The organism is Curtobacterium sp. AG1037, from assembly GCF_003349855.1.
Classification (GTDB): domain Bacteria; phylum Actinomycetota; class Actinomycetes; order Actinomycetales; family Microbacteriaceae; genus Curtobacterium; species Curtobacterium citreum.
This window is the reverse complement of record NZ_QQAO01000003.1, coordinates 405,820-428,478: the sequence shown is the minus strand read 5'-3', so window position 1 is coordinate 428,478 and position 22,659 is coordinate 405,820. Positions and strand designations below refer to the sequence as shown.

At 72.2% G+C, this 22,659-nt stretch carries 18 protein-coding genes; 10 read left to right on the top strand and 8 right to left on the bottom strand.

The features are described 5' to 3' along the window. Positions 1–38: 38 nt before the first annotated feature. Positions 39–1,112 (top strand): spore photoproduct lyase family protein, encoded by a 1,074-nt coding sequence (locus tag DEU32_RS06735; protein ID WP_258554799.1) that lies wholly within the window; start codon positions 39–41, stop codon positions 1,110–1,112. Between the two features lie 118 nt (positions 1,113–1,230). Here DEU32_RS06735 and DEU32_RS06730 read toward each other — a convergent pair whose 3' ends face one another. The 3 genes from DEU32_RS06730 to DEU32_RS06720 form a co-directional block, all read right to left on the bottom strand. Beyond that, a complete protein-coding gene (locus DEU32_RS06730) occupies positions 1,231–1,407 on the bottom strand; it encodes a CsbD family protein (protein ID WP_114849839.1) in 177 nt (58 codons plus the stop codon). A gap of 131 nt (positions 1,408–1,538) precedes the next feature. Then, positions 1,539–2,633, bottom strand: coding sequence for an SDR family oxidoreductase (locus DEU32_RS06725; RefSeq protein WP_114849838.1), 1,095 nt, complete (start codon positions 2,631–2,633; stop codon positions 1,539–1,541). A gap of 35 nt (positions 2,634–2,668) precedes the next feature. Then, positions 2,669–3,067: a DUF3253 domain-containing protein gene (locus tag DEU32_RS06720; RefSeq protein WP_114849837.1), complete on the bottom strand. Its 399-nt coding sequence runs from the start codon at positions 3,065–3,067 to the stop codon at positions 2,669–2,671. A gap of 131 nt (positions 3,068–3,198) precedes the next feature. Here DEU32_RS06720 and DEU32_RS06715 point away from each other — a divergent pair, with 131 nt between their 5' ends. Continuing rightward, positions 3,199–4,479: an alpha-amylase family glycosyl hydrolase gene (locus DEU32_RS06715; RefSeq protein WP_114849896.1), complete on the top strand. Its 1,281-nt coding sequence runs from the start codon at positions 3,199–3,201 to the stop codon at positions 4,477–4,479. Positions 4,480–4,601: 122 nt separating this feature from the next. On the opposite strand, the gene mmsB is transcribed toward DEU32_RS06715, so the two are convergent. From mmsB to chvE, 3 genes are all read right to left on the bottom strand, one after another. Next, the gene (gene mmsB, locus DEU32_RS06710; protein ID WP_058740518.1) at positions 4,602–5,783 is read right to left on the bottom strand and encodes a multiple monosaccharide ABC transporter permease; all 1,182 of its coding nucleotides are present in this window, start codon (positions 5,781–5,783) and stop codon (positions 4,602–4,604) included. Next, on the bottom strand, positions 5,770–7,323 hold the full coding sequence (gene mmsA / locus DEU32_RS06705; RefSeq protein WP_114849836.1) for a multiple monosaccharide ABC transporter ATP-binding protein: 1,554 nt from the start codon (positions 7,321–7,323) through the stop codon (positions 5,770–5,772). The genes mmsB and mmsA overlap by 14 nt, the downstream gene beginning before the upstream one ends. Before the next feature lie 161 nt (positions 7,324–7,484). Then, positions 7,485–8,615 (bottom strand): multiple monosaccharide ABC transporter substrate-binding protein, encoded by a 1,131-nt coding sequence (gene chvE, locus DEU32_RS06700; protein WP_114849835.1) that lies wholly within the window; start codon positions 8,613–8,615, stop codon positions 7,485–7,487. Between the two features lie 180 nt (positions 8,616–8,795). Here chvE and DEU32_RS06695 point away from each other — a divergent pair, with 180 nt between their 5' ends. Further along, positions 8,796–9,842 carry a substrate-binding domain-containing protein gene (locus tag DEU32_RS06695; RefSeq protein ID WP_083519745.1) on the top strand — a complete coding sequence of 349 codons (1,047 nt, stop codon included), beginning with the start codon at positions 8,796–8,798 and terminating at the stop codon, positions 9,840–9,842. Between the two features lie 160 nt (positions 9,843–10,002). Here DEU32_RS06695 and DEU32_RS06690 read toward each other — a convergent pair whose 3' ends face one another. After that, positions 10,003–11,985 carry a glycoside hydrolase family 127 protein gene (locus DEU32_RS06690; protein ID WP_114849834.1) on the bottom strand — a complete coding sequence of 661 codons (1,983 nt, stop codon included), beginning with the start codon at positions 11,983–11,985 and terminating at the stop codon, positions 10,003–10,005. Positions 11,986–12,155: 170 nt separating this feature from the next. Here DEU32_RS06690 and DEU32_RS06685 point away from each other — a divergent pair, with 170 nt between their 5' ends. From DEU32_RS06685 to DEU32_RS06660, 6 genes are all read left to right on the top strand, one after another. Beyond that, the gene (locus DEU32_RS06685; RefSeq protein ID WP_114849833.1) at positions 12,156–13,205 is read left to right on the top strand and encodes a LacI family DNA-binding transcriptional regulator; all 1,050 of its coding nucleotides are present in this window, start codon (positions 12,156–12,158) and stop codon (positions 13,203–13,205) included. Positions 13,206–13,934: 729 nt separating this feature from the next. Next, a complete protein-coding gene (locus tag DEU32_RS06680; protein WP_114849832.1) occupies positions 13,935–15,722 on the top strand; it encodes a xylulokinase in 1,788 nt (595 codons plus the stop codon). Then, entirely contained in the window at positions 15,719–16,429 is a 711-nt protein-coding gene (locus DEU32_RS06675; RefSeq protein ID WP_058743322.1) for an L-ribulose-5-phosphate 4-epimerase, read from the top strand. Before DEU32_RS06680 ends, DEU32_RS06675 begins: the two co-directional genes overlap by 4 nt. Next, positions 16,426–17,949 carry an L-arabinose isomerase gene (gene araA, locus DEU32_RS06670; RefSeq protein ID WP_114849831.1) on the top strand — a complete coding sequence of 508 codons (1,524 nt, stop codon included), beginning with the start codon at positions 16,426–16,428 and terminating at the stop codon, positions 17,947–17,949. Before DEU32_RS06675 ends, araA begins: the two co-directional genes overlap by 4 nt. A gap of 10 nt (positions 17,950–17,959) precedes the next feature. After that, positions 17,960–19,219 (top strand): D-arabinono-1,4-lactone oxidase, encoded by a 1,260-nt coding sequence (locus DEU32_RS06665; protein WP_181819217.1) that lies wholly within the window; start codon positions 17,960–17,962, stop codon positions 19,217–19,219. A gap of 244 nt (positions 19,220–19,463) precedes the next feature. Beyond that, positions 19,464–20,345, top strand: a complete 882-nt coding sequence (locus DEU32_RS06660; protein ID WP_114849829.1) for a cation-transporting ATPase — start codon at positions 19,464–19,466, stop codon at positions 20,343–20,345. A gap of 21 nt (positions 20,346–20,366) precedes the next feature. On the opposite strand, the gene DEU32_RS06655 is transcribed toward DEU32_RS06660, so the two are convergent. Then, the gene (locus DEU32_RS06655; RefSeq protein WP_058743319.1) at positions 20,367–21,323 is read right to left on the bottom strand and encodes a DUF5937 family protein; all 957 of its coding nucleotides are present in this window, start codon (positions 21,321–21,323) and stop codon (positions 20,367–20,369) included. Positions 21,324–21,378: 55 nt separating this feature from the next. On the opposite strand from DEU32_RS06655, the gene DEU32_RS06650 reads away from it, so the two are divergent. After that, on the top strand, positions 21,379–22,659 hold the full coding sequence (locus DEU32_RS06650; protein ID WP_114849828.1) for an MFS transporter: 1,281 nt from the start codon (positions 21,379–21,381) through the stop codon (positions 22,657–22,659).

Sequence of the window (22,659 nt, the reverse complement as noted above, 5' to 3'; positions counted from 1 at the left end):
CCACGGACACGTCGGTGGGTGCTGGTAGGAACGTGCCGGTGAACACTCGTCCCGAACGACCGCTCCTCGACGTCCGGCGCATCTACGCCGAAGCCGCCGCGCTCGACCTGCCGCGCGGACAGGACGTGGTGGCGCGGTGGCCGGACGCCGAGATCGTCCCCGTGGCCTCGCACTGGAACATCCCCGAGGTCCACGGCGACGAACGCAACGTCCGCCGCTGGGTGCGGATCAAGACCGAGGCGCTCGTCCTCGGCGTGAAGAAGTCGCTCGTCACCCGTCCGAACGGCCGCTCCGCCGACTTCATCGCCCCCTCGACCGCGAACGGCTGCGCGATGGCGTGCGCGTACTGCTACGTGCCGCGACGCAAGGGCTACTCGAACCCCGTGACCGTCTTCGCGAACATCGACCAGATCACGAAGCACGTCGCGCGGAACATCGCGAAGCAGGGGCCGAAGACCGAACCGAACCAGTGCGACCCCGACGCGTGGGTCTACGACATCGGCGAGAACAGCGACTGCTCGGTCGACGCGCAGCTCAGCGAGAACGTCCGCGACCTCTGCGATCTGTTCCGGATGAGCCCCACCGCCAAGGCGTCCTTCGCGACGAAGTACGTCAACCGGGACCTGCTCGACTGGGACCCGATGGGCCGCACGCGCATCCGGTTCTCGCTCATGCCGCACGAGACCGCGAAGGTCACGGACATCCGGACCTCGCCCGTGGCCGAGCGGATCGCCGCGGTGAACGACTTCGTCGACGCCGGCTACGAGGTCCACCTGAACTTCTCGCCGGTGATCCTGACGCCGACGTGGGAGTCCGACTGGGCCGACCTCCTGCGACAGGTGGACGACGTCCTCTCCCCGGCGGCCAAGGCACAGCTCGCGGCCGAGGTCATCTTCCTCACCCACAACCAGGGCCTGCACGAGGTCAACCTCGGCTGGCACCCGAAGGCCGAGGACCTGCTCTGGCGCCCGGACCTGCAGGAGCAGAAGGTGTCGCAGAACGGCGCCGTCAACGTCCGCTACCGGGCGGCGACGAAGGGGCAGCTCGTCGAGCGCTTCCGGGAGCTCGTGGCGGAGCACGTGCCGAGCTGCCGCATCCGCTACGCGTTCTAGCGGCTGAGCGGCTGAGCGGCTGAGCGGCTGAGCGGCTGAGCGGCAGAGCGGCAGGGCCCCGGAACGGCGGACGCCCGCACCGCCTGGTGGCGGTACGGGCGTCAGCGGTGCTCGAGGCTCACTTGCCCTCGAGGTGGTCCTTCGCCTTCTCCTTGTCGAGGCGCGCCTCGCCCATGACCTGGTCCTTCTGGCCCTGGTGCGTCAGTTCGGCGTCGTCCGTGTGCTTGCCGACGGCCTCCTCGACCTTGCCGACGATCTTCTGGGTGGCGTCCTTCGCCTTGTCTCCGAGCGACATGGTGTCGTCCTTCCTCCGGGGATCCCGCCGAGGGTCCCCGGCGCCTGTGCACCCGACTGAACCACGAGCCTCCCGTCCCTTCGCGGCGCAGCCGGAGGTTCACGTACCCCGATCTCGCCGACGGGGTACGACTACGGGACCAGGCGGTCCGCCCGGTAGCGGTCGAACAGATCGGCGAACGCGCGGTCGGTGCGCCGGTACCCGGTGAACCCGGCCTCGCGGCTCTTCCCCATGTCGGTGACGACCTCCATCTCGCGGCCGAGGTCGGCGTCGGTGTGCCACCACGAGGCGAGCCGCGTGACGTCGGGTTCGACCAGGCCGTGCCGTTCGGCGATGCCGGCCCAGGCGTGCTCGTGCGGCGCCATCTGCTCCTCGAGCGGGCGCGGACCGTCGGCGTACCCGACGACGCGCGCCGGGTCGACGCCCAGGTGCGCGGCGAGTCGCGGCCACATCCACCGCCAGCGGAAGACGTCGCCGTCCACGACGTTGAACGCCTCGTCGGCACCCTCGGGGCTCGTCGCCGCCCACACCATGTGCTCGGCGAGGAGCCCGGCGTCGGTCATGTCCGTGAGCCCGTCCCACTGCGCGGCGCTCCCCGGGAACACGAAGTCCAGGTCGAGCTCCTTCGCGAGCGTGGCCTGCACGGCGAGCGTCAGGCCCATGTTCATCGCGTTGCCGACGGCGTGGCCGATCACGGTGTGCGAGCGGTGCACCGACCACGTGAATCCCTGGCGCTCGGCGGCGGCGAAGAGCTCGTCCTCCTGCGCGTAGTAGAAGTTCGGGACGTCCAGCCGCGGCTCCTCCTCGTGGAAGGGCGTGTCCGGCACGACCCCGGCGGCGTACGCCTCGAACGGTCCGAGGTAGTGCTTCAGGCCGGTGACGAGCGCGACGTGCTCGAGCGGCGCGTTCGACAGGGCGGCGAGCAGGTCGCGGACCATGCCGCCGTTCACGCGGATGTTCTCCGCCTCGGTCTCCTGGCGCTGCCACGCGGTGAAGAACACGTGGGTCGGGCGTTCGCCGGCGAGTGCCGCGTCGAGGGACGCCGGGTCGCGGAGGTCGGCGGCGACGGTCCGGACGCCGTCGCGGGCGAGCGGTCGGCGGGACAGCGCGGTGACGCGCCAGCCCAGGGAGAGGAGGTGGTCGACGAGGGCGGAGCCGGTGATGCCGCTGGCGCCCACGACGAGGGCTTCGGGACGGACGGGGGTCGCTTCGGTGGAGGTCGTCATCCCCGGGTGCAACGCGGTCGGGCGTCAGGTGTTCCCTACCGGGGACGTCGGATCCGGATCGGTCCCTTGGCGGTGGACGGGTCGACGACGGTGCCGTGCTGGGTGATCTCGACCTCGCCCCGCGCCACCATCCGGCGGGCAGCCCGGCGCGCCGGCTCCATGAGCGGGCGCCAGTCGTCCGGCTCGAGCGAGCGGGCGGCCTCGGACGGGCAGATGCTCGCCGTGCGGGGGCGGGCGGCGAGCAGCTCGTCGATCCGCTGCTCGAGCGCCCGGTCGGTGGCGTCGACACCGTGCTTCCGGCACGCGGCGGAGCACCACTTCGCGTCCGGGGCGGCGGACGACGGCATCCGGCGGCCGCACGAGGCGCACGTCCGCTCGGCCTGCACCTCGGCCGACGCCGACGCGTCCGCAGCGGTCCTGATCGCTCGTCCCATGCCGACCATCCTGGTCCCGCTGTCCGGTCCCGCACACAGCCCAGGCTCGGGCTGGCAGCATCGGGTCGGTGAACGCCGCCGACGAAGCAGCCCCCGCCCGCCCGGAGGATCCCGCGTGGGTCGAGCACGCGATGTGGTGGCACGTCTACCCGCTCGGAGCCGTCGGGGCCGAGATCCGTCCGACGACGCCGGTCGACGAGCGGCCGGTCGAGCACCGGTTGTCCCGGCTCGTGCCGTGGCTCGACCACGTGGTCGACCTCGGGCTGAACGGGCTGCTCCTCGGTCCGGTGTCCGCGAGCAGCACCCACGGCTACGACGTCGTCGACCACTTCCGCGTCGACCCGCGCCTCGGCGACGACGCCGACCTCGACGCCCTGCTCGCGGCGGCGCACGACCGCGGCGTGCGGGTGCTGTTCGACGGGGTCTTCAACCACGTCGGACGGGACCACCCCGCGTTCCGCGCGCTCGAAGAGCACGGACCCGACGCCCCGACCGCCGACCTGTTCGCGGTGGACTGGACGGGCTGGCAGCCGGGCGACCCGGTGCCGGTGGGGGACTTCGAGGGGCACGACATCCTCGTGGCGCTCGACCACGACTCCCCGGCGGTGCAGGACCTGGTGGTCGAGGTGATGACGCACTGGCTCGCACGGGGGATCGACGGCTGGCGGCTCGACGCGGCGTACGCGGTGCCGCCGGCGTTCTGGGCGGCGGTGCTGCCCCGCGTGCGGGAGCGGTTCCCGGACGCATGGTGCAGCGGCGAGGTGATCCACGGCGACGCGACCGCGATCGTGACGGCGTCGACGATGGACTCGACCACGCAGTACGAGCTCTGGCAGGGCACGTGGCACGGGATCGCCGACCGGAACTGCTTCGAGCTGGCGCACGCGGTCGAGCGCCACGACGCCCTGCTCGGCACGTTCGTCCCCACGACGTTCGTCGGCAACCACGACGTCACCCGCATCGCCAGCGCGGTGGGAGAGCGCTTCGCCGGGCACGCGGCCGCCGTCCTGTTCACGGTCGCCGGGACCCCCGTGGTCTACGCCGGCGACGAGTACGGCTGGACGGCCGTCAAGGAGGAGCGCCTGGGCGGGGACGACGCCGTGCGTCCGGAGCTGCCCGCGACGCCGCCGAGCCCGACCGACCTGACCCGCACCTACCAGGCCCTCGTCGCCCTCCGCCGGCGGATGCCGTGGCTGCACCGCGCCCACACCGACGTCGTGCACCTGACGAACACGGCACTGGTGCTGCGGACGGCGACCGCGGACGCGGCCGTGGTGACCGCCCTGAACCTTGCCGACGACCCAGCCGAGGTGCCCGCAGCCGACGCGACGCGGGTCGAGGCGGGCGGTGGCGACCTGCGTGACGGGGCCCTGCGCCTCCTGGCCGGTGGGTGGGCCGTCCTGACCGCCTGACCCGGTCCGCAGAACGAAGCGGTGGAGCAGAAGACGTCGGGCGCCACACGGCGACCCGACGTCTTCTGCTCCACCAGGGAGGGGCCCTCCACCAGGGGAAGGGGAACGGGGTGGGACCCGCCCTACTTGCGCGCGGACGCAGCCCGACGCTTGTTGAACACGTCGAACGCGACGGCCGCGAGCAGCACCAGGCCCTTGATGAGCGACTGGTACTCGGTGCCGACGCCGAGGATCGACATGCCGTTGTTCAGGATGCCGATGATGAGACCACCGATGATCGCGCCCGGGACGGTGCCGATGCCGCCGGTGACCGCTGCGCCACCGATGAACACGGCCGCGATGGCGTCGAGCTCGAAGCCGTTGCCGGCACCCGGGGCGGCCAGGTTGAGCTGGCCGGTGAAGACCACGCCCGCCAGCGCCGCGATGACGCCCATGTTCACGAACAGCAGGAACGTGACACGCTTCGTCTTCACACCGGACAGCTGCGCGGCGAGGGCGTTGCCGCCGATCGCGTAGACGTGGCGGCCGAACACCGCGCTCCGCATGACCACCGAGTAGACGACCACGAGCAGCCCGAGGACGACGAGGACGATCGGCGTGCCGTTGTAGCTGGCGAGCAGCAGCGCGACGTAGATGACGAGCGCGACGCCGAAGGCGAGCTTGACGAGGAACCAGACGAGCGGCTCGCTCTCGAGCTGGTACTTGCGCCGGGTGGCACGGCCACGGAGCGAGACGACGATCATGATCGCCGCGGCGGCGAAGCCGAGCACCATCGTCAGCGGCTCGTAGCCCGAGGTGCCGAACGAGGGCAGGAAGCCCGAGCCGAGCGAGCGGAAGCCGTCCGGGAAGGGCGAGATCTGCTGGTTCTGCAGGACGATCTGCGCGGCACCGCGGAAGGCGAGCATGCCCGCCAGGGTCACGATGAACGCCGGGATCCCGAAGTAGGCGATCCAGAAGCCCTGCCAGGCGCCGACCAGGCCGCCGAGCACCAGGCAGAGGACGACCGCGATCGGCCACGGGATGCCCCACTGCGTGATCATCACACCGGCCATGGCGCCCGTGAAGGCGACCACCGACCCGACCGACAGGTCGATGTGGCCGGCGATGATGACCATCACCATGCCGATGGCGAGGATGAGGATGTAGCTGTTCTGGACGATCAGGTTCGAGACGTTGATCGGGGCCAGCGTGATGCCGCTCGTCGTCACCTGGAAGAAGATGACGATGACGATCAGCGCGATGAACAGGCCGATCTGTCGGAGCTGCCCGGTGAGGTAGCCGGCGGCGGACTTAAGCGCGTTCATTGACAGGGGTCTCCCGTTCCTGGGTCATGTACTGCATGAGGACCTCGGGTGTGGCCTCGGAGCGGGGCACGTCCGCGGTGATCGTGCCCTCGGAGAGCGTGTAGATGCGGTGGCAGATGCCGAGGAGCTCCGGGAGCTCCGAGGAGATCACGATGACCCCCTTGCCCTGGTCCGCCAGGCTGTTGATGAGCGTGTAGATCTCGTACTTGGCGCCGACGTCGATGCCTCGGGTCGGCTCGTCGAGGATGAGCACGTCGGGGTCGGCGTACATCCACTTCGACAGGACGACCTTCTGCTGGTTGCCGCCGGAGAGCTTGCCCGTGACGGCGTTCACCGACGGGGCCTTGATGTTCATGCTCTTCAGGAACGAGCCCGCGACGGTGGTCTCCTGCGAGCCGTTCACGAAGCCCCAGTTGGCGAGCTTCCCGAGCGCCGAGCCGGAGATGTTCCGCTTGATGTCGTCGATCAGGTTCAGGCCGTAGCGCTTCCGGTCCTCGGTCGCGTACGCGATGCCGTTGTCGATCGCGCGCGTGACCGTGTTCGTCTTGATCGGGACGCCGCGCTTGTAGACCGTGCCGCTGATGCCGGTGCCGTACGAGTGCCCGAACACGCTCATCGCGAGCTCGGTGCGCCCGGCGCCCATCAGGCCCGCGATGCCGACGACCTCGCCGGCCCGGACGTTGAGGTTCGCCTGGTGGATGATCTCGCGCGAGCCGTCGAGCGGGTGGTGGACGGTCCAGTCCTCGATGCGCAGGAGCTCCTCGCCGATGACGGGGTTCTCGCGCTCGGGGTAGCGGCTCGACAGGTCACGGCCGACCATCCCGCGGATGATCCGGTCCTCGGAGACGTCGTCGGCGTGCATGTCGAGCGTCTCGATCGTCTTGCCGTCGCGGATGATCGTGACCTTGTCCGCGATCGCCTTGATCTCGTTGAGCTTGTGGCTGATGATGATCGCCGTCATGCCCTCGGCCTGCAGCGAGCGGATGAGCTCGAGCAGGTGGGCCGAGTCGTCGTCGTTCAGCGCCGCGGTGGGCTCGTCGAGGATGAGCAGCTTGACGTCCTTCGAGAGCGCCTTCGCGATCTCGACGAGCTGCTGCTTCCCGACGCCGATGTCGACGATCTTCGTGACGGGGTTGTCCTTGAGCCCGACGCGCTGCAGCAGCGACGCGGCCTCGAGGTTCGTCTGGTTCCAGTCGATGAGCCCGCCCTTGACGCGCTCGTTGCCGAGGAAGATGTTCTCGGCGATCGACAGGAAGGGGCTGAGGGCGAGCTCCTGGTGGATGATGACCACGCCCGCGGCCTCGGAGTCGTTGATGGAGCCGAACTTCACCGGCTGGCCGTCGAGCAGGATCTCGCCGTCGAACGAGCCGTGCGGGTAGACGCCCGACAGCACCTTCATCAGGGTGGACTTGCCCGCGCCGTTCTCGCCGCAGATCGCGTGGACCTGGCCGCGCTCGACCTCGATGGAGACGCCCTGCAGGGCCTTCACACCGGGGAAGGTCTTGGTGATGTCCCGCATCTCGAGGATGGTGTCCGCCATGTGGGACCGCCTTTCCGTCGTGCGCGCTTCCGCGCGCGGGTGGAGACGGACGGGAGGCGCGGTGCGGATGTGCACCGCGCCTCCGGTCCGGCAGATGGTCGGGACCTACTCGAGGTCGGTCTCGGTGCCGGGATCCGGCACTGTGCCGGAGTCGACGATCGTCACTTGAGGTCGGCCTCGGTGTAGTAGCCGCTGTCGATCAGGACGGACTTGTAGTTGTCCTTCGTGACGACGGTGGGCTGGAACAGGTAGGTCGGGACGACCTTGACCTTGTTGTCGTAGCTCTTGGTGTCGTTCACCTCGGGCTTCTTGCCCGTCAGCAGGTCCTCGGCCATGGTGACCGACTGCTTGGCGAGCTTGCGGGTGTCCTTGTAGATCGTCGAGTACTGCTGGCCGGCGATGATCGACTTGACCGAGGCGGCCTCGGCGTCCTGGCCGGTGACGATCGGGAGCGGACGGTCCGAGGTGCCGTAGCCGGCACCCTGGAGAGCCGAGATGATGCCGATCGACATGCCGTCGTAGGGCGAGAGCACGCCGTTCAGCGTGGTGCCGCCGGAGTACGACTTGGCGATCAGGTTCTGCATGCGGGCCTTGGCGGTCGCCGGGTCCCACTGCTGCGTCGCGGCCTGGGAGAGCTGGTCCTGGCCGGACTGGATCTTCAGCGTGCCGTCCGCGAGGTACGGCTTGAGGGTGTCCATCGCGCCGTTGAAGAAGAAGCCGGCGTTGTTGTCGTCGAGCGATCCGGCGAAGACCTCGATGTTGAACGGACCCTTCTTGTCCGTCTTCTTGCCGTCCGCGTCGACGAGGCCGAGTCCCGTCAGCAGCGACGTGGCCTGGTCGACGCCGACCTTGTAGTTGTCGAACGAGACGTAGTAGTCGACGTTCTTGTTGCCGGTGAGCAGGCGGTCGTAGGAGATGACCTTGATGCCGGCCTTGGCGGCGGCGTCGAGCTGGTCGGAGAGCGCCCCACCGTCGATCGACGCGATGATCAGGACCTTCGCGCCCTTGGTGATCATGTTGCTGACCTGCTGGGCCTGCTGCTGGACCTTGTTGTCGCCGTACTCGAGGTCGACCTTGTAGCCGGCCTTCTCGAGGTCGCTCTTGACGGCGTCGCCGTCCTTGATCCACCGCTCGGAGACCTTGGTGGGCATGGCGACGCCCACGAGCGCGCCCTTGTTGTCGCCGCTGCTGGTGCCGCCCTCGGTCGACGCCCGGCCACCGGCCGAGCACGCCGCCAGGGAGAACGCGATGCCGACTGCTGCGACGCCCGCGATGATCCTGCGCTTCATCATCGAAGTACCTCTGTTCCTCTCGCGTCGTCCTCGACGCGCTCAGGTGCTGGGGCTGCTGTGCCCCGTGGGATTGCTCGGGTGAGCGCTCACATACTGAGGGTTCCGTCACGGGGTGTCAACTCGTCGTGACCGTTTCGGGACCTTGCCTCGTCGGGCGGACTGCGCGGTACGCTCAGCCCCGTGACGACCACGACCGCGCTCGGTGGTGCCGGCGGCAGACGCCGCAAGGCCCCGACGATCTTCGACGTCGCCGAGCGCGCGGGCGTCTCCCACCAGACCGTCTCCCGCGTCATCAACGGCGACCCCACCGTCCGCGAGGCCTACCGCTCGCAGGTGACCGACGCCGTCACGGCGCTCGGGTACCGACCGCGCGCGGCCGCCAGGGCCCTGGCCGGTGGCCGCAGCCGTGCGCTCGGCATCATCACCGCCGGCGACGCCCTGTACGGGCCGTCGAGCACGGCGATCGGCTTCGAGCGCGCCGCGCGGGCCGCCGGGTACCACGTGCTCCTGTCCACGCTTCCGGACGAACCGCGGCCCGTCGACCTCTCCGGCGCGCTCACGACCCTGCTCGCCCAGGACGTCGCCGCGATCGTCCTGGTGGCGGCGGACAACCGGGTGCTCGACGCGCTCGCGTCGCTGACGATCCCGGTCTCGGTGCCGGTCGTCGTCGCGAACGCCGTGCAGCGCGACGCCAGGACCCCCGCGGCGCCGAGCGTGGCCGCGGTCGCCATCGACCAGGCCGCCGGGACGACCCTGGTCATGGAGCACCTGTTCGGGCACGGGTACCGGCGGATCGTGCACATCGCCGGACCGTCGGTGTCGCAGGAGTCCGAGGTGCGCCGCGCCACCTACGAGCGGGTCATGCGCGAGGCCGGGCTCGAACCGGTCGTGCTCGACGGCGACTGGACCCCGGCGAGCGGGTTCGCCGCCGCCCGGCACATCGACGCGACCGTGGTCGACGCGGTCTTCGCGGGGAACGACCAGATGGCGCTCGGGGTGCTGCACGCCTTCGCGGACGAGGGGCTCCGCGTGCCGGACGACATCGCCGTGGTCGGGTTCGACGACGTCCCCGAGGCCGCGCACTTCACGCCGCCGCTCACCACCGTGCGGCAGGACTTCGTCGCGATGGGGCAGCGGGTGCTCGAGACGGTGCGGGCGCTCGTCGAGGGGGAGCCCCGCGACGAGACGCTCCTGGCGCCCGAGCTGGTGGTGCGGCGGAGCACGTAGCGGTCCCGCGCGTGGGAGGCCGATCCGCGCGTGGGAGGCCGTTCCGCGCACGGGGTGCCGATCCGCGCATGGTTGGTCGTCCGTTCCGACCGAGTACGCGCGGATCGGCTTCCGATGTCGGGTGCGATGGGCAGGAACGTTCGTCGTGCGCCCGCCGGCTTCACCGCGCGAGCGGGATCCAGACGCGCATCGGCTCGGGCCCGCGGTTCGCCCAGGCGTAGTACGGCACGGCGGTCGCCGTGACGGACTGGAGGATCGTGGCACGGTCGCCGGACCCGGCCACGTCGTCGACGCTGGTCGCGTCCGCGGGGCGATCCGTGCCTCCCGTCCGGTCCGTGTCGAGCCGCCGGTACGGCCACGCTGCCTGCTCGTGCCGGGACGGCGCGGACCCGGGCACGCGCAGCGTGACGACGCCGTCGAGGAGGTCGTCGCGACGCTCCTCGGTGATCGGCGCCGACGCGTCGACCGTCAGGTCGTCGACCGTGAAGCCCTGCTGGTCCGCCTGCTCGACGGCGTAGACGAGCGGCCCGCGCTCGATCGCGACCTGCCCTCGGGCGGCGTCGATGCGGGGGTCTGCGACGTACCGGTGCGGTGTCGTGTCGAGGACGAGCTCGACGGTGTCGCCCGCCGACCACGTGCGGTCCAGGACGTGCCGCGTGCCCGGGGCGGGATGTGCCGTGCCGTCCGGCCCGGTGACCGTCGTGGTGTCCGACCAGGCGGGGATGCGCAGCCCGAGGGCGAGTGGCCCGTCCTGCGTGACCGTGACGACCACGCGGCCGTCGTGCGGGTACCCGGTCTCGACACGGACCGGGCCGAGGTCGGCGGTGGCGTACTGGTGCACCTGCAGGCCACCGTCGGTCGCGGTGGCCAGGTAGCCGTCCAGGCTCGCGAACGTGCGCATGATGTTCGGCGGGCAGCAGGCGCAGTCGAACCAGCCGCGGCGGCCGTGGGCGGGGGAGCGGTTCTCGTCCGGGTGGGCACCGTCGCGGTGCTGCAGCGGGTTGACGTAGAAGTACTCGGTGCCCGCCAGGCTCACGCCGGCGAGGAACGCGTTGTACAGCAGGCGCTCGATCGCGTCGGCGTAGACGGGCTTCCCGGTCGCCAGGAGCAGGCGCCACGCCCACTGGATCCCGCCGATGGCCGCGCAGGTCTCCGCGTAGCCGCGGTCGGAGGGGAGCTCGTACGGGTCGCCGAACGCCTCCCGGTCCCAGCGCGCGCCGAGGCCGCCGGTGATGAACGCCTTCGTGGCCTGCATGTCGGCGAACTGTCGCTCGCTCGCGGCCAGCAGCTCGGTGTCGCCGGTCTCGACCGCGACGTCCACGGCACCGGCGGCGAGGTACACGGCACGCACGGCGTGGCCCTCGACCGTGGTCCCCTGCCGTACCGGGACCCGGTCCGAGAAGTACGTCGGCTCACCGCCGGCGCGCTCGATGATGCCGTGTCCGCGGGCGTCGACGAACCAGTGCGCCAGGTCGAGGTAGGCGCGGGTGCCGGTCTCGCGGTACAGCTCGACGAGGCCCGTCTCGACGACCGGGTGTCCGTCGATGTCCACGGTCTTCCCCGGTCCGTCGCCGAAGGTGGCGACGAGGTGGTCGGCGTTCTTGATCGCGACGTCGAGGAGCCCGGTGTCGCCCGTCGCCCGGTGCTGCGCGACGGCCGCCTGGTACAGGTGCCCGGCGCAGTACAGCTCGTGGCTCCACTGCAGGTCGACGTACCGCTCGCCCTTGCCGCGGACCTGCTGCACGGAGTCGACGTACCCGTCCGCGGCCTGGGCCCTGGCGTACAGGGCGGTGACCTCGCGCTGCAGGGTGAGGAGGTCCTCGGCGGGGGCGCGGCCGTACTCCCACGCCACCGCCTCGAGCCACTTGGTGACGTCCGAGTCCATGAAGACCGGGCCGACCGCCTCGCCCTGTTCGTCCCCGGCGGCGATGCGTAGGTTCCGGAAGTTCCCGGCGGCGTCGAGCCGGTCGTACCCGCTGCGGATCGCGTCGCGGCCGTTGCGGTCCTGCCGCAGGGCCCAGAAGCCGCCGGTGATCCGGGCGTCGCCGGTCGGGAGCGGCCGCAGCGCGAGGTGCGCGCCGGCGGTCGGGAGGACCGGGGTCGCGGTCCGTGCTCGGCTGTCGGTGGGGAGCGTGGTCGTCACGGCGCCTCCTCGCGCTCGGGCGCTCCTGCGTCGGGACCGGGGCGGGGACCGACGCGTCCGACGGGCGGAAAGCGCTTTCCGTGGCGACCGTACGGCAGGTCGGTCCCGGGCGCAAGAGCCGGTTCCCGTAGGCTCCGACGGGGGACGATCGTCCCGGAAAGGACGTTGCCGTGTCGCACGACCCCTCTGGCCACCCTGCCCACCTCGGGCGCCCCGGGCACTCCGGGCACCCCGGGCGTCCCGCTCGCATCGCGGACGTCGCGGCGCTCGCCGGGGTGTCGATCGGGACCGCCTCGAAGGCGTTGAACGACACCGGGCAGCTCCGTGCCGAGACCCGGGAGCGGGTCAAGGCCGCCGCCGAGCAGCTCGGGTTCGTCGGCGACGCCCGGGCCCGGGCGCTGTCGTCCGGTCGCTCGTACACGGTCGGGATGGTGACGACCGACTCGTTCGGCCGCTTCACGATGCCGGTGCTGCTCGGCGCCGAGGACGCCCTGTCCGCCGGCGAGGTCATGGTCCTGGTCGCCGACACCCGCGACGACCACGTGCGCGAGGCCCACTACCTGCGCTCGCTCGTCTCCCGCGGTGTCGACGGCATCATCGTCACCGGCCGTTCCGCCGACGCCCGGCCGCCGATCGAGGTCCCGGTCCCGGTGCCCGTCGTCTACGCCCTGACGCCGTCCACGTCGGACGCCGACGTGTCGGTCACCCTCGACGACGCCGCGGGCGCCGCTGCCGCCGCGACACACGTCCTCGGGCTCGGGCGCCGACGGGTCGCGGTCGTCACCGGGCCGGTCACCGCGCGCTCCGCCGAGCTCCGGGCCGCCGGGGCGCGCTCGGTGCTCGGCGACCGGATGACCGGCGAGCCGCTGTTCGGCGACTGGTCGGAGCGCTGGGGGCGCCGGGCCGTCGACCAGCTCGACCGCACGCACGGCGGGGTGGACGCGGTCGTGTGCGGGAACGACCAGATCGCCCGGGGGGTGTGCGACCGCCTGCGGGAGACCGGACGGTCGGTGCCCGGGGACGTCGCGGTGACGGGGTACGACGACTGGGACGTGGTGGCACTCGCGAGCCGCCCGCCGCTGACGACGGTGGACATGCGCCTCGACGAGCTCGGGAGGATCGCCGGGCGGTCGCTGCTCGAGCTCGTCGCCGGGGGTCGGCCGGCCTCGACCGCGGTCACGCCGACGCTCGTCGTCCGCGAGAGCACCGCCGGCGCGTAGGGGCGGGGCGCGCGTGGTGGGTCGTTCCGCGCATGGTTGGTCGTTCCGCGCATAGGTGGTCGTTCGTTCCGACCAGGTACGCGCGGATCGACTTCCCATGTCGGGTGCGATGGGAAAGAACGTGCACGGGCTGCCCTCGGAGGCTGCTGGGGACGCGGGGAGCGGGGCGTTCCGCGCTGCGGTGGGCGTTCCGCGCTGAGGTGGTCGTTCCGCGCATGGTTGGTCGTTCGTTCCGACCAGGCACGCGCGGATCGACTTCCCATGTCGGGCGCGATGGGAAAGAACGTGCACGGGCTGCTCTCGGAGGCTGCTGGGGGCGCGGGGAGCGGGGCGTTCCGCGCGTGGTTGGTCGATTCGGGCATGGTCGGTCGTTCGTTCCGACCAGGTACGCGCGGATCGACTTCCCATGTCGGGTGCGATGGGCAGGAACGTGCGTCGCGACCGGCCTGGAGGCGCGGTGCCGGTCCGCCGGGCGTGCGCCGCGCCTCCAGGCTGGTCGCTCCCACCCCCGTGGCCGGTCCCGCGGGCATGGCCTGCCACCCGCGCGGCCGTGCGCGCGGGAGCTCACGGGCTGGGCGACACCTCACGCGCGTGGCCGCCCATGATGTGTCGCTCAGCGCGTGGAGTGCCGCACCGAGCGTGCCCGGCGCGCCGTCGCGTTGCGGGTGTGAGCGCTCACCTGCCATGATGTGAGCGCTCACGCAGGACGACGAGGTCTCGGAGGGACAGATGCGCGACGACCGCCGACAGCAGGTCGAACAGGGCCGGACGACACTCGGCATCGAGCTGGGCTCGACCCGCATCAAGGCGGTGCTCGTCGACGAGGACCTCCGTCCGATCGCGAGCGGCTCCCACGAGTGGGAGAACGAGTACGTCGACGGACGCTGGACGTACTCCCTCGAGTCCGTCGAGACCGGGGTCCGCGCCGCGTACGCCGACCTGGTAGCCGACGTCGAGCGGCAGGTCGGGGTCCGCCCGACGACCTTCCGCGCCGCCGGGGTCTCCGCGATGATGCACGGCTACCTGCCGTTCGACGCGGACGGCGAGCTGCTCGTGCCGTTCCGCACGTGGCGCAACACCTCGACGGGGCTGGCCGCCGAACAGCTCAGCGCTGCGCTGGACTTCAACGTCCCGCAGCGCTGGTCGATCGCACACCTCGCGCAGGCCGTCCTCGACGACGAACCGCACGTGGCGCAGGTCGCAGGGATCACGACTCTCGCCGGGTACGTCCATCGGGTGCTCACCGGCCGGGACGTCCTGGGCGTCGGCGACGCGAGCGGGCTGTTCCCGATCGACTCCGGCCCCGTCGACAGCGCACCGGGTGAGCCCGGCCGCCGCGACTACGACGCCGCCATGCTCGCCACGACGCAGGAGCTGCTCGGCGGACGGGTGCCGGACCTCCGCGCCCTCCTGCCCGAGGTGCTCGTCGCGGGCGAGGACGCCGGTGCGCTCACCCCCGAGGGCGCCGCGTGGCTCGACCCGACGGGCACGCTCCAGCCGGGCGTGGCGTTCTGCCCGCCGGAGGGCGACGCGGGCACGGGCATGGTCGCGACGAACGCCGTCGCACCCCGCACCGGCAACGTCAGCGTCGGCACGAGCATCTTCGCGATGGTCGTGCTCGAGCGCCCGCTGGGCACCCCGCACGAGGAGCTCGACGTCGTCACGACCCCGGCCGGCGACGCCGTCGCGATGGTGCACTGCAACAACGGTGCGAGCGAGATCGCCGCGTGGGCTCGGGTGTTCGGGCGGTTCGCCGAGGCCTCGGGTTCGCCGCTGCCCGTCGACGACGTGTACGCGACGCTCCTCGCCGAGGCGGTCGACGCCGACCCCGACGCGGGTGGGCTCCTGTCCTTCAACTACCTGGCCGGCGAGCCGGTCACGGGCGTCGAGGACGGCAGACCGCTGCTCCTCCGCACGCCGGGCGCCCGCTTCACGCTCGGCAACCTGGTCCGCTCCGAGGTGCACGGCGCCTTCGCCACGCTCGCGATCGGCATGGACGTCCTGCACGGCGAGCACGTCGCCGTCGACCGGATGACCGCGCACGGCGGGCTCTTCCGGACGCCGGGTGCGCCGCAACGCCTGCTCGCCGCGGCGCTCCGCGTGCCGGTCGCGCTCGAGGAGACCGCGGGGGAGGGCGGCGCCTGGGGCATCGCGGTCCTCGCGGCCTACCTGGAGCACACCGACCGGTCGCTCGCGGACTTCCTGGCCGAGACGGTCTTCGGGGGTGACTCGGTGCACGTCGCCGATCCCGAGGAGCGGGACGTCCAGGGCTTCCAGGACTACCTCGCCCGGTACCGCGCGGCGCTGCCGGTGCAGGACGTGGCGGCAGCGGCGACCCGCACCAGCCCGACCACCGACCAGGGCGAGCCGACCGACGGGGGCGATCCGCGCCTCCAGGCCGACGCCGGCGACGGGACGGCCGACGCCGACGTGGCCGACATCGACGCCGCCGCGGCCGACGCCGGCACGGCCGACGCAGCGCCCACCCAGCACACCGAGAAGGAGCCGACCGCATGACGGACCTGACCACCGACGAGACCGAGGCGGCCGTCGCCCGCGCGCGCAAGCGCGTCGCGACACTGCACGGCGAGCTCGTCCGCTACGGCCTCGTCATCTGGACCGGCGGCAACGTGTCCGAGCGCGTCCCCGGCACGGACCTGTTCGTGATCAAGCCGAGCGGGGTGTCGAGCGACGACCTGACCCCCGAGAACCAGGTCGTCTGCACGCTCGACGGCGTCCCGGCCGAGGGCTGGGGCAACGCCCACGGCCCGTCCTCCGACACCGCCGCGCACGCCTTCGTCTACCGGAACATGCCCGAGGTCGGCGGGGTCGTGCACACCCACTCGACCTACGCGACGGCGTGGGCGGCCCGCGCCGAGGAGATCCCGTGCGTCATCACGGCGATGGCGGACGAGTTCGGCGGCCCGATCCCGGTCGGCCCGTTCGCGATCATCGGCGACGACTCGATCGGCCGCGGCATCGTCGACACCCTCGCGGGTCACCGGAGCCGCGCGGTGCTCATGCAGAACCACGGCGTGTTCACGATCGGCAAGGACGCGAAGGACGCCGTCAAGGCCGCGGTGATGTGCGAGGACGTCGCCCGCACCGTGCACATCGCGAAGCAGGGCGGGGAGCTCGTCCCCATCGCCCAGGAGAACGTCGATCGACTCTTCGATCGCTACCAGAACGTCTACGGACAGAACCCCGAAGGAGCCATGCGATGACGCAGGTGAACCCCCAGGCCACCCTCGACAGCTACGAGGTCTGGTTCCTCACCGGGTCGCAGGGCCTGTACGGCGAGGAGACCCTCCGCCAGGTCGAGGAGCAGAGCCGCGCCGTGCACGCGCAGCTCGAGAGCGCGCTCCCGGTCAAGCTCGTCTGGAAGCCCGTCCTCAAGGACGCCGACGGCATCCGCCGCGCCCTCATCGAGGCGAGCGCGGACGACAAGGTCATCGGCGTCACGACGTGGATGCACACGTTCAGCCCGGCGAAGATGTGGATCGGCGGCCTGCAGGCACTGACGAAGCCGCTGCTGCACCTGCACACGCAGGCGAACGTCGCCCTGCCGTGGGGCGACATCGACTTCGACTTCATGAACCTCAACCAGGCCGCGCACGGCGACCGCGAGTTCGGGTACGCCCTGGCGCGCCTCGGTGTCCGGCACGCGACCGCGGTCGGACACGTGTCCGACGAACGGGTGCAGCACCGGGTCGCGAACTGGACGCGCGCGGCAGCCGGCGCCGCCGCGGTGCGGGAGCTCAAGCTGACCCGCTTCGGCGACAACATGCGCTACGTCGCCGTGACCGAGGGCGACAAGACCGAGGCCGAGATCGAGCTCGGCGTGCAGGTGAACACCTGGGCCGTCAACGAGCTCGCGGCGGCCGTCGCGGAAGCGGAGGCCGACACCGCGGCGGTCGACGCACTCGTCGCGACGTACGAGCGTGACTACGACGTGGTCCCGGAGCTGCGGAACGGCGGCGACCGCCACGACGCGCTCCGCGACGGTGCCGCGATCGAGCTCGGCCTCCGTGCCCTGCTCGAGCAGAACGGCTCCGCGGCGTTCACCACGAACTTCGAGGACCTCGGGACGCTCAAGCAGCTGCCCGGCCTGGCCGTCCAGCGCCTGATGGCCGACGGGTACGGCTTCGGCGCCGAGGGCGACTGGAAGACGGCCGTCCTGGTCCGTGCGATGAACGTCGCCGGTGCGGGGCTGCCCGGTGGCGCCTCGCTGATGGAGGACTACACGTACGACCTCACCCCGGGGGCGGAGAAGATCCTCGGCGCGCACATGCTCGAGGTCTCGCCGACCCTCACCACCTCGAAGCCGACACTCGAGATCCACCCGCTCGGCATCGGCGGCAAGGACGACCCGGTCCGCCTGGTCTTCACCGCCGACGCGGGTGAGGCCGTCGTCGTCGCGCTCTCCGACACCCGCGACGGCTTCCGCCTCACCGCGAACGTCGTCGACGTGGTGCCGCCGACCGAGGCGCTGCCGAAGCTCCCCGTGGGCCGTGCCGTGTGGGAGCCGCGCCCGTCGTTCCCGGTCGCCGCGGAGGCCTGGCTCACCGCCGGCGCCGCGCACCACACCGTCATGACGACGGCCGTCGGCCTGCAGGTCGTCGAGGACCTCGCGACGATGGTCGGCACCGAGTTCCTGGTCATCGACGAGCACACCACGGCCCGCGGCTTCCGCGACGAGCTCCGGCTGCAGCAGGCGTGGCACCGTCTCGACCGGGGGTTCTAGGACCGTGACCGTGGCTGCGACGACGCGCACGAACTGGGCCGGGAACGTCACCTACGGTGCGTCCGACCTGCTCTCGCCGACCTCCGTCGACGAGGTCCGCCGCGTCGTCGCGGCCACGCCGCGCCTGACGGCGCTCGGTTCGACACACTCCTTCAACCGGATCGCCGACACCGACGGCGTGCAGGTGACGGTCGCCGGGCTGCCGCCCGTGCTCGACGTCGACGCCGACCGCCGGGTCGTCCGGGTCGCCGCAGGCATGACGCACGCCGCGGTCGCGGCCGGCCTGGAGGCTCGTGGCTGGGCCCTCGCGAACCTCGCCTCCCTGCCGCACATCTCCGTCGCCGGGGCGGTCGCGACCGGCACGCACGGTTCCGGGGTGCGCAACCCCTCGCTCGCGCAGGCGGTGGTCGGTGTGGAGGTCGTGCGCGCCTCCGGCGACGTCGCGTGGGTGGACGCGTCGACGCCGGACGACGCCCTCGACGCCCACCGGGTGGCGCTCGGCGCGCTCGGGGTCGTGACGGCGGTCGAGCTCGCGATCGAGCCGACGTTCCAGGTCGCCACGACGGTGCACCTCGACCTGCCGTGGGACGCCGTGCTCGAGCACTTCGACGCGGTGGTGTCGGACGCGTACTCGGTGTCGCTGTTCACCTCGTTCGATGACCGCGGTGCCCGTCAGGTCTGGACGAAGCGCCGCACCGACGAGCCAGCCCCGACGGTCGACCTCGTCGCGCTCGGCGCCCGGCCGGCCGACGGCCCCGTGCACCCGGGGGAGAACGACACCGCGGGCGTCACCGAGCAGGGCGGCGTCCCAGGACCCTGGTCCGAGCGGCTGCCGCACTTCCGGTCGACGTTCACCCCGTCCACCGGCGCCGAGATCCAGGCCGAGTACCTGATCCCCGCGTCGCACGCGGTCGCCGCCCTCGAGGCCCTGCGTCCGCTCGATCCCGTGTTCGCGCCGCTGCTCATCGCGGCCGAGGTCCGGACGATCGCCGCCGACACCGCCTGGCTCGCGCCGTCGTCCGGACGCCAGTCGGTCGGCCTGCACTTCACGTTCCGGCGGGACGCCGAGGCCGTGGCAGCGGCGGTCGCGCGGATCGAGGACGTCCTCGCGCCATTCGACCCGCGGCCGCACTGGGGCAAGGTGTCCGCGGCAGGTGTCGAGCGACTGCACGAGGCGTACCCGCGGCTCGACGACTTCGCGGCGCTCGCGCGGGACCTCGACCCGACCGGACGGTTCCGCAACGCGTACTTGGCGCGGCTGCTGGCCTGACGCGCGCGGGGAGCCGATCCGCGCGTGGGAGGCCGAACCGCGCGTGGGAGGTCGATCTGCGCATGGTGCGTCGTCCGTTCCGACTGCCGATGCGCGATCCGGCCTCCCATGTCGGCTGCGATGGGCCGGAACGACGGGAGCCCGAGGCCGTCGTGCGACCGGCCCAGCAGATGCGCAGGCGTTGGTCGGGTGCCGCACGGGCGCATCGCTGAGTGCTCACATGTGTGATCACAAAGGTTGGGTCATGGCGAACCTCAACCGGATCCTCGGCATGGCCTCGAAGGTCATCGACAAGCAGATGCAGAAGCAGCGCGGGCAGGGGAGCCCGGACGCCGCGAACCGGCAGTCGTCGGGTGGGACCGACTGGCGGGACATCGTCCGCACGGCGGCGGACAAGCTGACGGGCGACGACCGGCAGCGACCGCAGCAGCCGCAGCCGCAGCAGCCGGCGCCTCAGCAGTACGGGTACCAGAGCCAGCAGCAGTACGGCCGGCAGCAGCACGGCCAGCAGCAGGGCGGCCAGCCGAAGCAGCGCGGGCAGGCCGACCCGGACGCGGTCGCCCTGGCGAAGTACGACTACCTGCTCCGCACGGCCCCGCCGGAGCGCCTTGAGCAGGTCCACCACGACGCCTTCGCGCGGCTCACGCCCGAGCAGCGCCAGCAGGTCCGGGACCGACTGAACTCCGAGCTCCCGCCGCACGAGCACCTGCGCGACGACTCTGCCGGCGGGATGGCCCGCGCGGCGACCCGGGCCGAGGTGTCCCGACCCGGCCTGCTCGGGCGGGCGCTCGGCGGCCGCGGTGGGTCGTTCGCAGGCGGCGCCGCGGTCGGTGCCGGCGCGATGGCGGTCGGCGGCCTCGCGGTCGCGGTCGCCGGTGGCGCGGTGCTGAGCGCCGCAGCCGGGCCGGTGCTCGCGGGAGCCGCGGACCTCGGGGTGGACTTCGAGGGGATCGCCGCGGGTGGCGAGGCGTTCCTCGGCGGGCTCGGTGAGCAGGCCGGCGGCCTCGGGGAGCAGGTGTCGGGGCTCGGCGAGCAGGCGAGCGGTCTGGGTGAGCAGGCCAGCGGGCTCGGCGAGCAGGCGTCGAACCTCGGTGGCGACTTCCTCGGCGGGTTGTTCGACCGCTGACCCTGGTCGTCGGCGACGCGCTCACTCCCTCCGGACGAGCGCGTCGCCCACGGTGCTCCGGTAGTACAGGACGGCCCGTCCGTACCGGGTGCGGTTGAGCAACCCGCCCCGCTCCATCACGCGCAGGTGCTGGTTCACCGCCGACGTCGACACCCCGAACCGCATCGCCAGGTCCGTCGACGACGCCGGCTCACCGAGCGCCTCGAGGAGCGCCGCCCGCGTCCGCCCGAGCAGGTCCCGCACGGCGCCGGCATCGGGGTGCGACGCGGTCGACCACATCGCGCCCTGCCCCCGTGCCGGGTACATCACCGTCGGCGGCAGGTCGTCGTCGATCGGGGTCGACGCCCGGACGACGAACACCGACGGCACGAGGGTGAGCCCCTCGCCCTGCACCGGCCGGTCCCGTGCGATCGGGCTGCTCAGGCGGACGTCGACGTGCCGGCCGTCGAACCGCACGCTCTCGGACAGTCCGGCGAGCACCGCGCCGACGCCCTCGTGCGCCGCGACCCGCCCCCGGTGGGCGACGTCGGCCTGCAGCACCCGTCGCATCCGCGGCCAGTACGGCGCGAAGCACAGCTCCCACGTCGTCGCGAGCGCCTGCTGCAGTCGCTCGACCACGCGGTCGTGCCGCCCGGCGAACACCGCGGGGACCGTGCCGTGCACCCGCTCGAGGTCACTCCGGAGCCGCTCCGGCCGGATCCGCCCGAGCGCGCGGAGCTCGTCGTCGAACGACGTCAGCGGCGAGTCCGGTCGCGGGTTCACGAAGTCGGCCACCCAGCGTCGCTCATCGACGAGTCCGGACAGGACCTCGCGGTCGAGCAGCGGCAGCACCCCGGCGATCCGGTCGGTCCACGGCCGCTGCAGCGGATAGCGCTCGGGTGCACGGAAGGCGCGCAGCCCCAGGCCGAGCTCGGACAGCGGCGAGATGCCGAACCGCACGGCGGACACGTCCGACGGCTCGAGTCGGTACCGGATCATGAAGCCCGAACCTACATCCGTTCGTGCAGGACGTCGGCCCTGCCAGAACTGAGGGGTGAGCACCACCGAGCAGCAGGTCCCGATCCGCACCCTCGTCCGTCGGGACACCACGCTCCGACGCCTGCTCACGGTCACGCTCGTCGACACCCTCGGCCGGGGCGCATTCTTCACGCTGACTTCGCTCTACCTGATCACGATCGTCGGCATCCCCGCCGTGGCGGTCGGCCTCGGACTGACGGTCGCCGGCGCGGTCGGGGTGGCATCGTCCCTGGCGTTCGGACACCTCGCCGACCGGTTCAGTGCCCGCCGGATGCTCATCTGGCTGCACGTCGTCCAGGGGAGCGCCCTCGTCGCCTACGTGCTCGTCCACGACGTCGCGACGCTCATCGTCACCGCGTCGATGGTCACGCTCGCGCAGCAGGGCGGCGGCTCGGTCCGGAGCGCCGCGATCGGTCGGGCCTTCCCGGGGTCGGAGCGCGTCCGGGTCCGGGCGACGATGCGCACCGTGACGAACGTCGGGATCGGCGTGGGGACGGCGCTCGCCGCGATCCCGCTCGCGATCGGCACGGGCGAGGCGTACCGCGTGACGATGGTCGTGTCCGGGCTGCTCTTCGTGTCCTCGGCGTTCCTCGTCACGGGGCTGTCGTCGGCGCGGGTCGACCCGACCCCGGCCGACCGGACGGACACCGGCACGATCGTCCGTCGGGAGCCCGCGGGTCGCAGTCCGTACCGGGACGTCCGGTTCCTCGCGGTCGCGGCGCTGACCGGGGTCTTCGGCATGCAGTTCGGCCTGTTCGAGGTCGCCGTGCCGCTGTGGGTCGTGCAGCACACCGTCGCGCCGGACGTCCTGGTCTCGCCGCTCCTGCTCGTGAACACCGTGTGCGTGGTCCTGCTCCAGGTCCGGATGAGCCGGGGGACCGACACCGTCGCCGGTGCCGCGCGGGTGATGCGGCACGCGGGCTGGGTGATGGCGCTGGCGTGCGGGCTCTGGGCGGCCGCGGGGTGGGTCCGCGGGGACGACTGGGTGCCCGCGGCGACCGCCACGGCCGTGCTCGTCGCGGCCGCGGTCGCGCACTCGCTCGCCGAGATCACGTCGAGCGCGGCGGGCTGGGCGCTGTCCTTCGAGCTCGCACCCGCCGACCGCATCGGGGCGTACCAGGGCGTGTACGGGACCGGCTACGCCGTCGCTGCGATGGTCGCACCGGCCGTGGTGACGCTGACCGCGATCGACCTCGGGACGCCGGGCTGGGCGATCCTCGCGGTGGTGTTCCTGGCGGCGGCGCTCGGTGTGGCCGCGATCGCCGGGCGGGTGGCGCGCACGACCGCACCGGCCTGA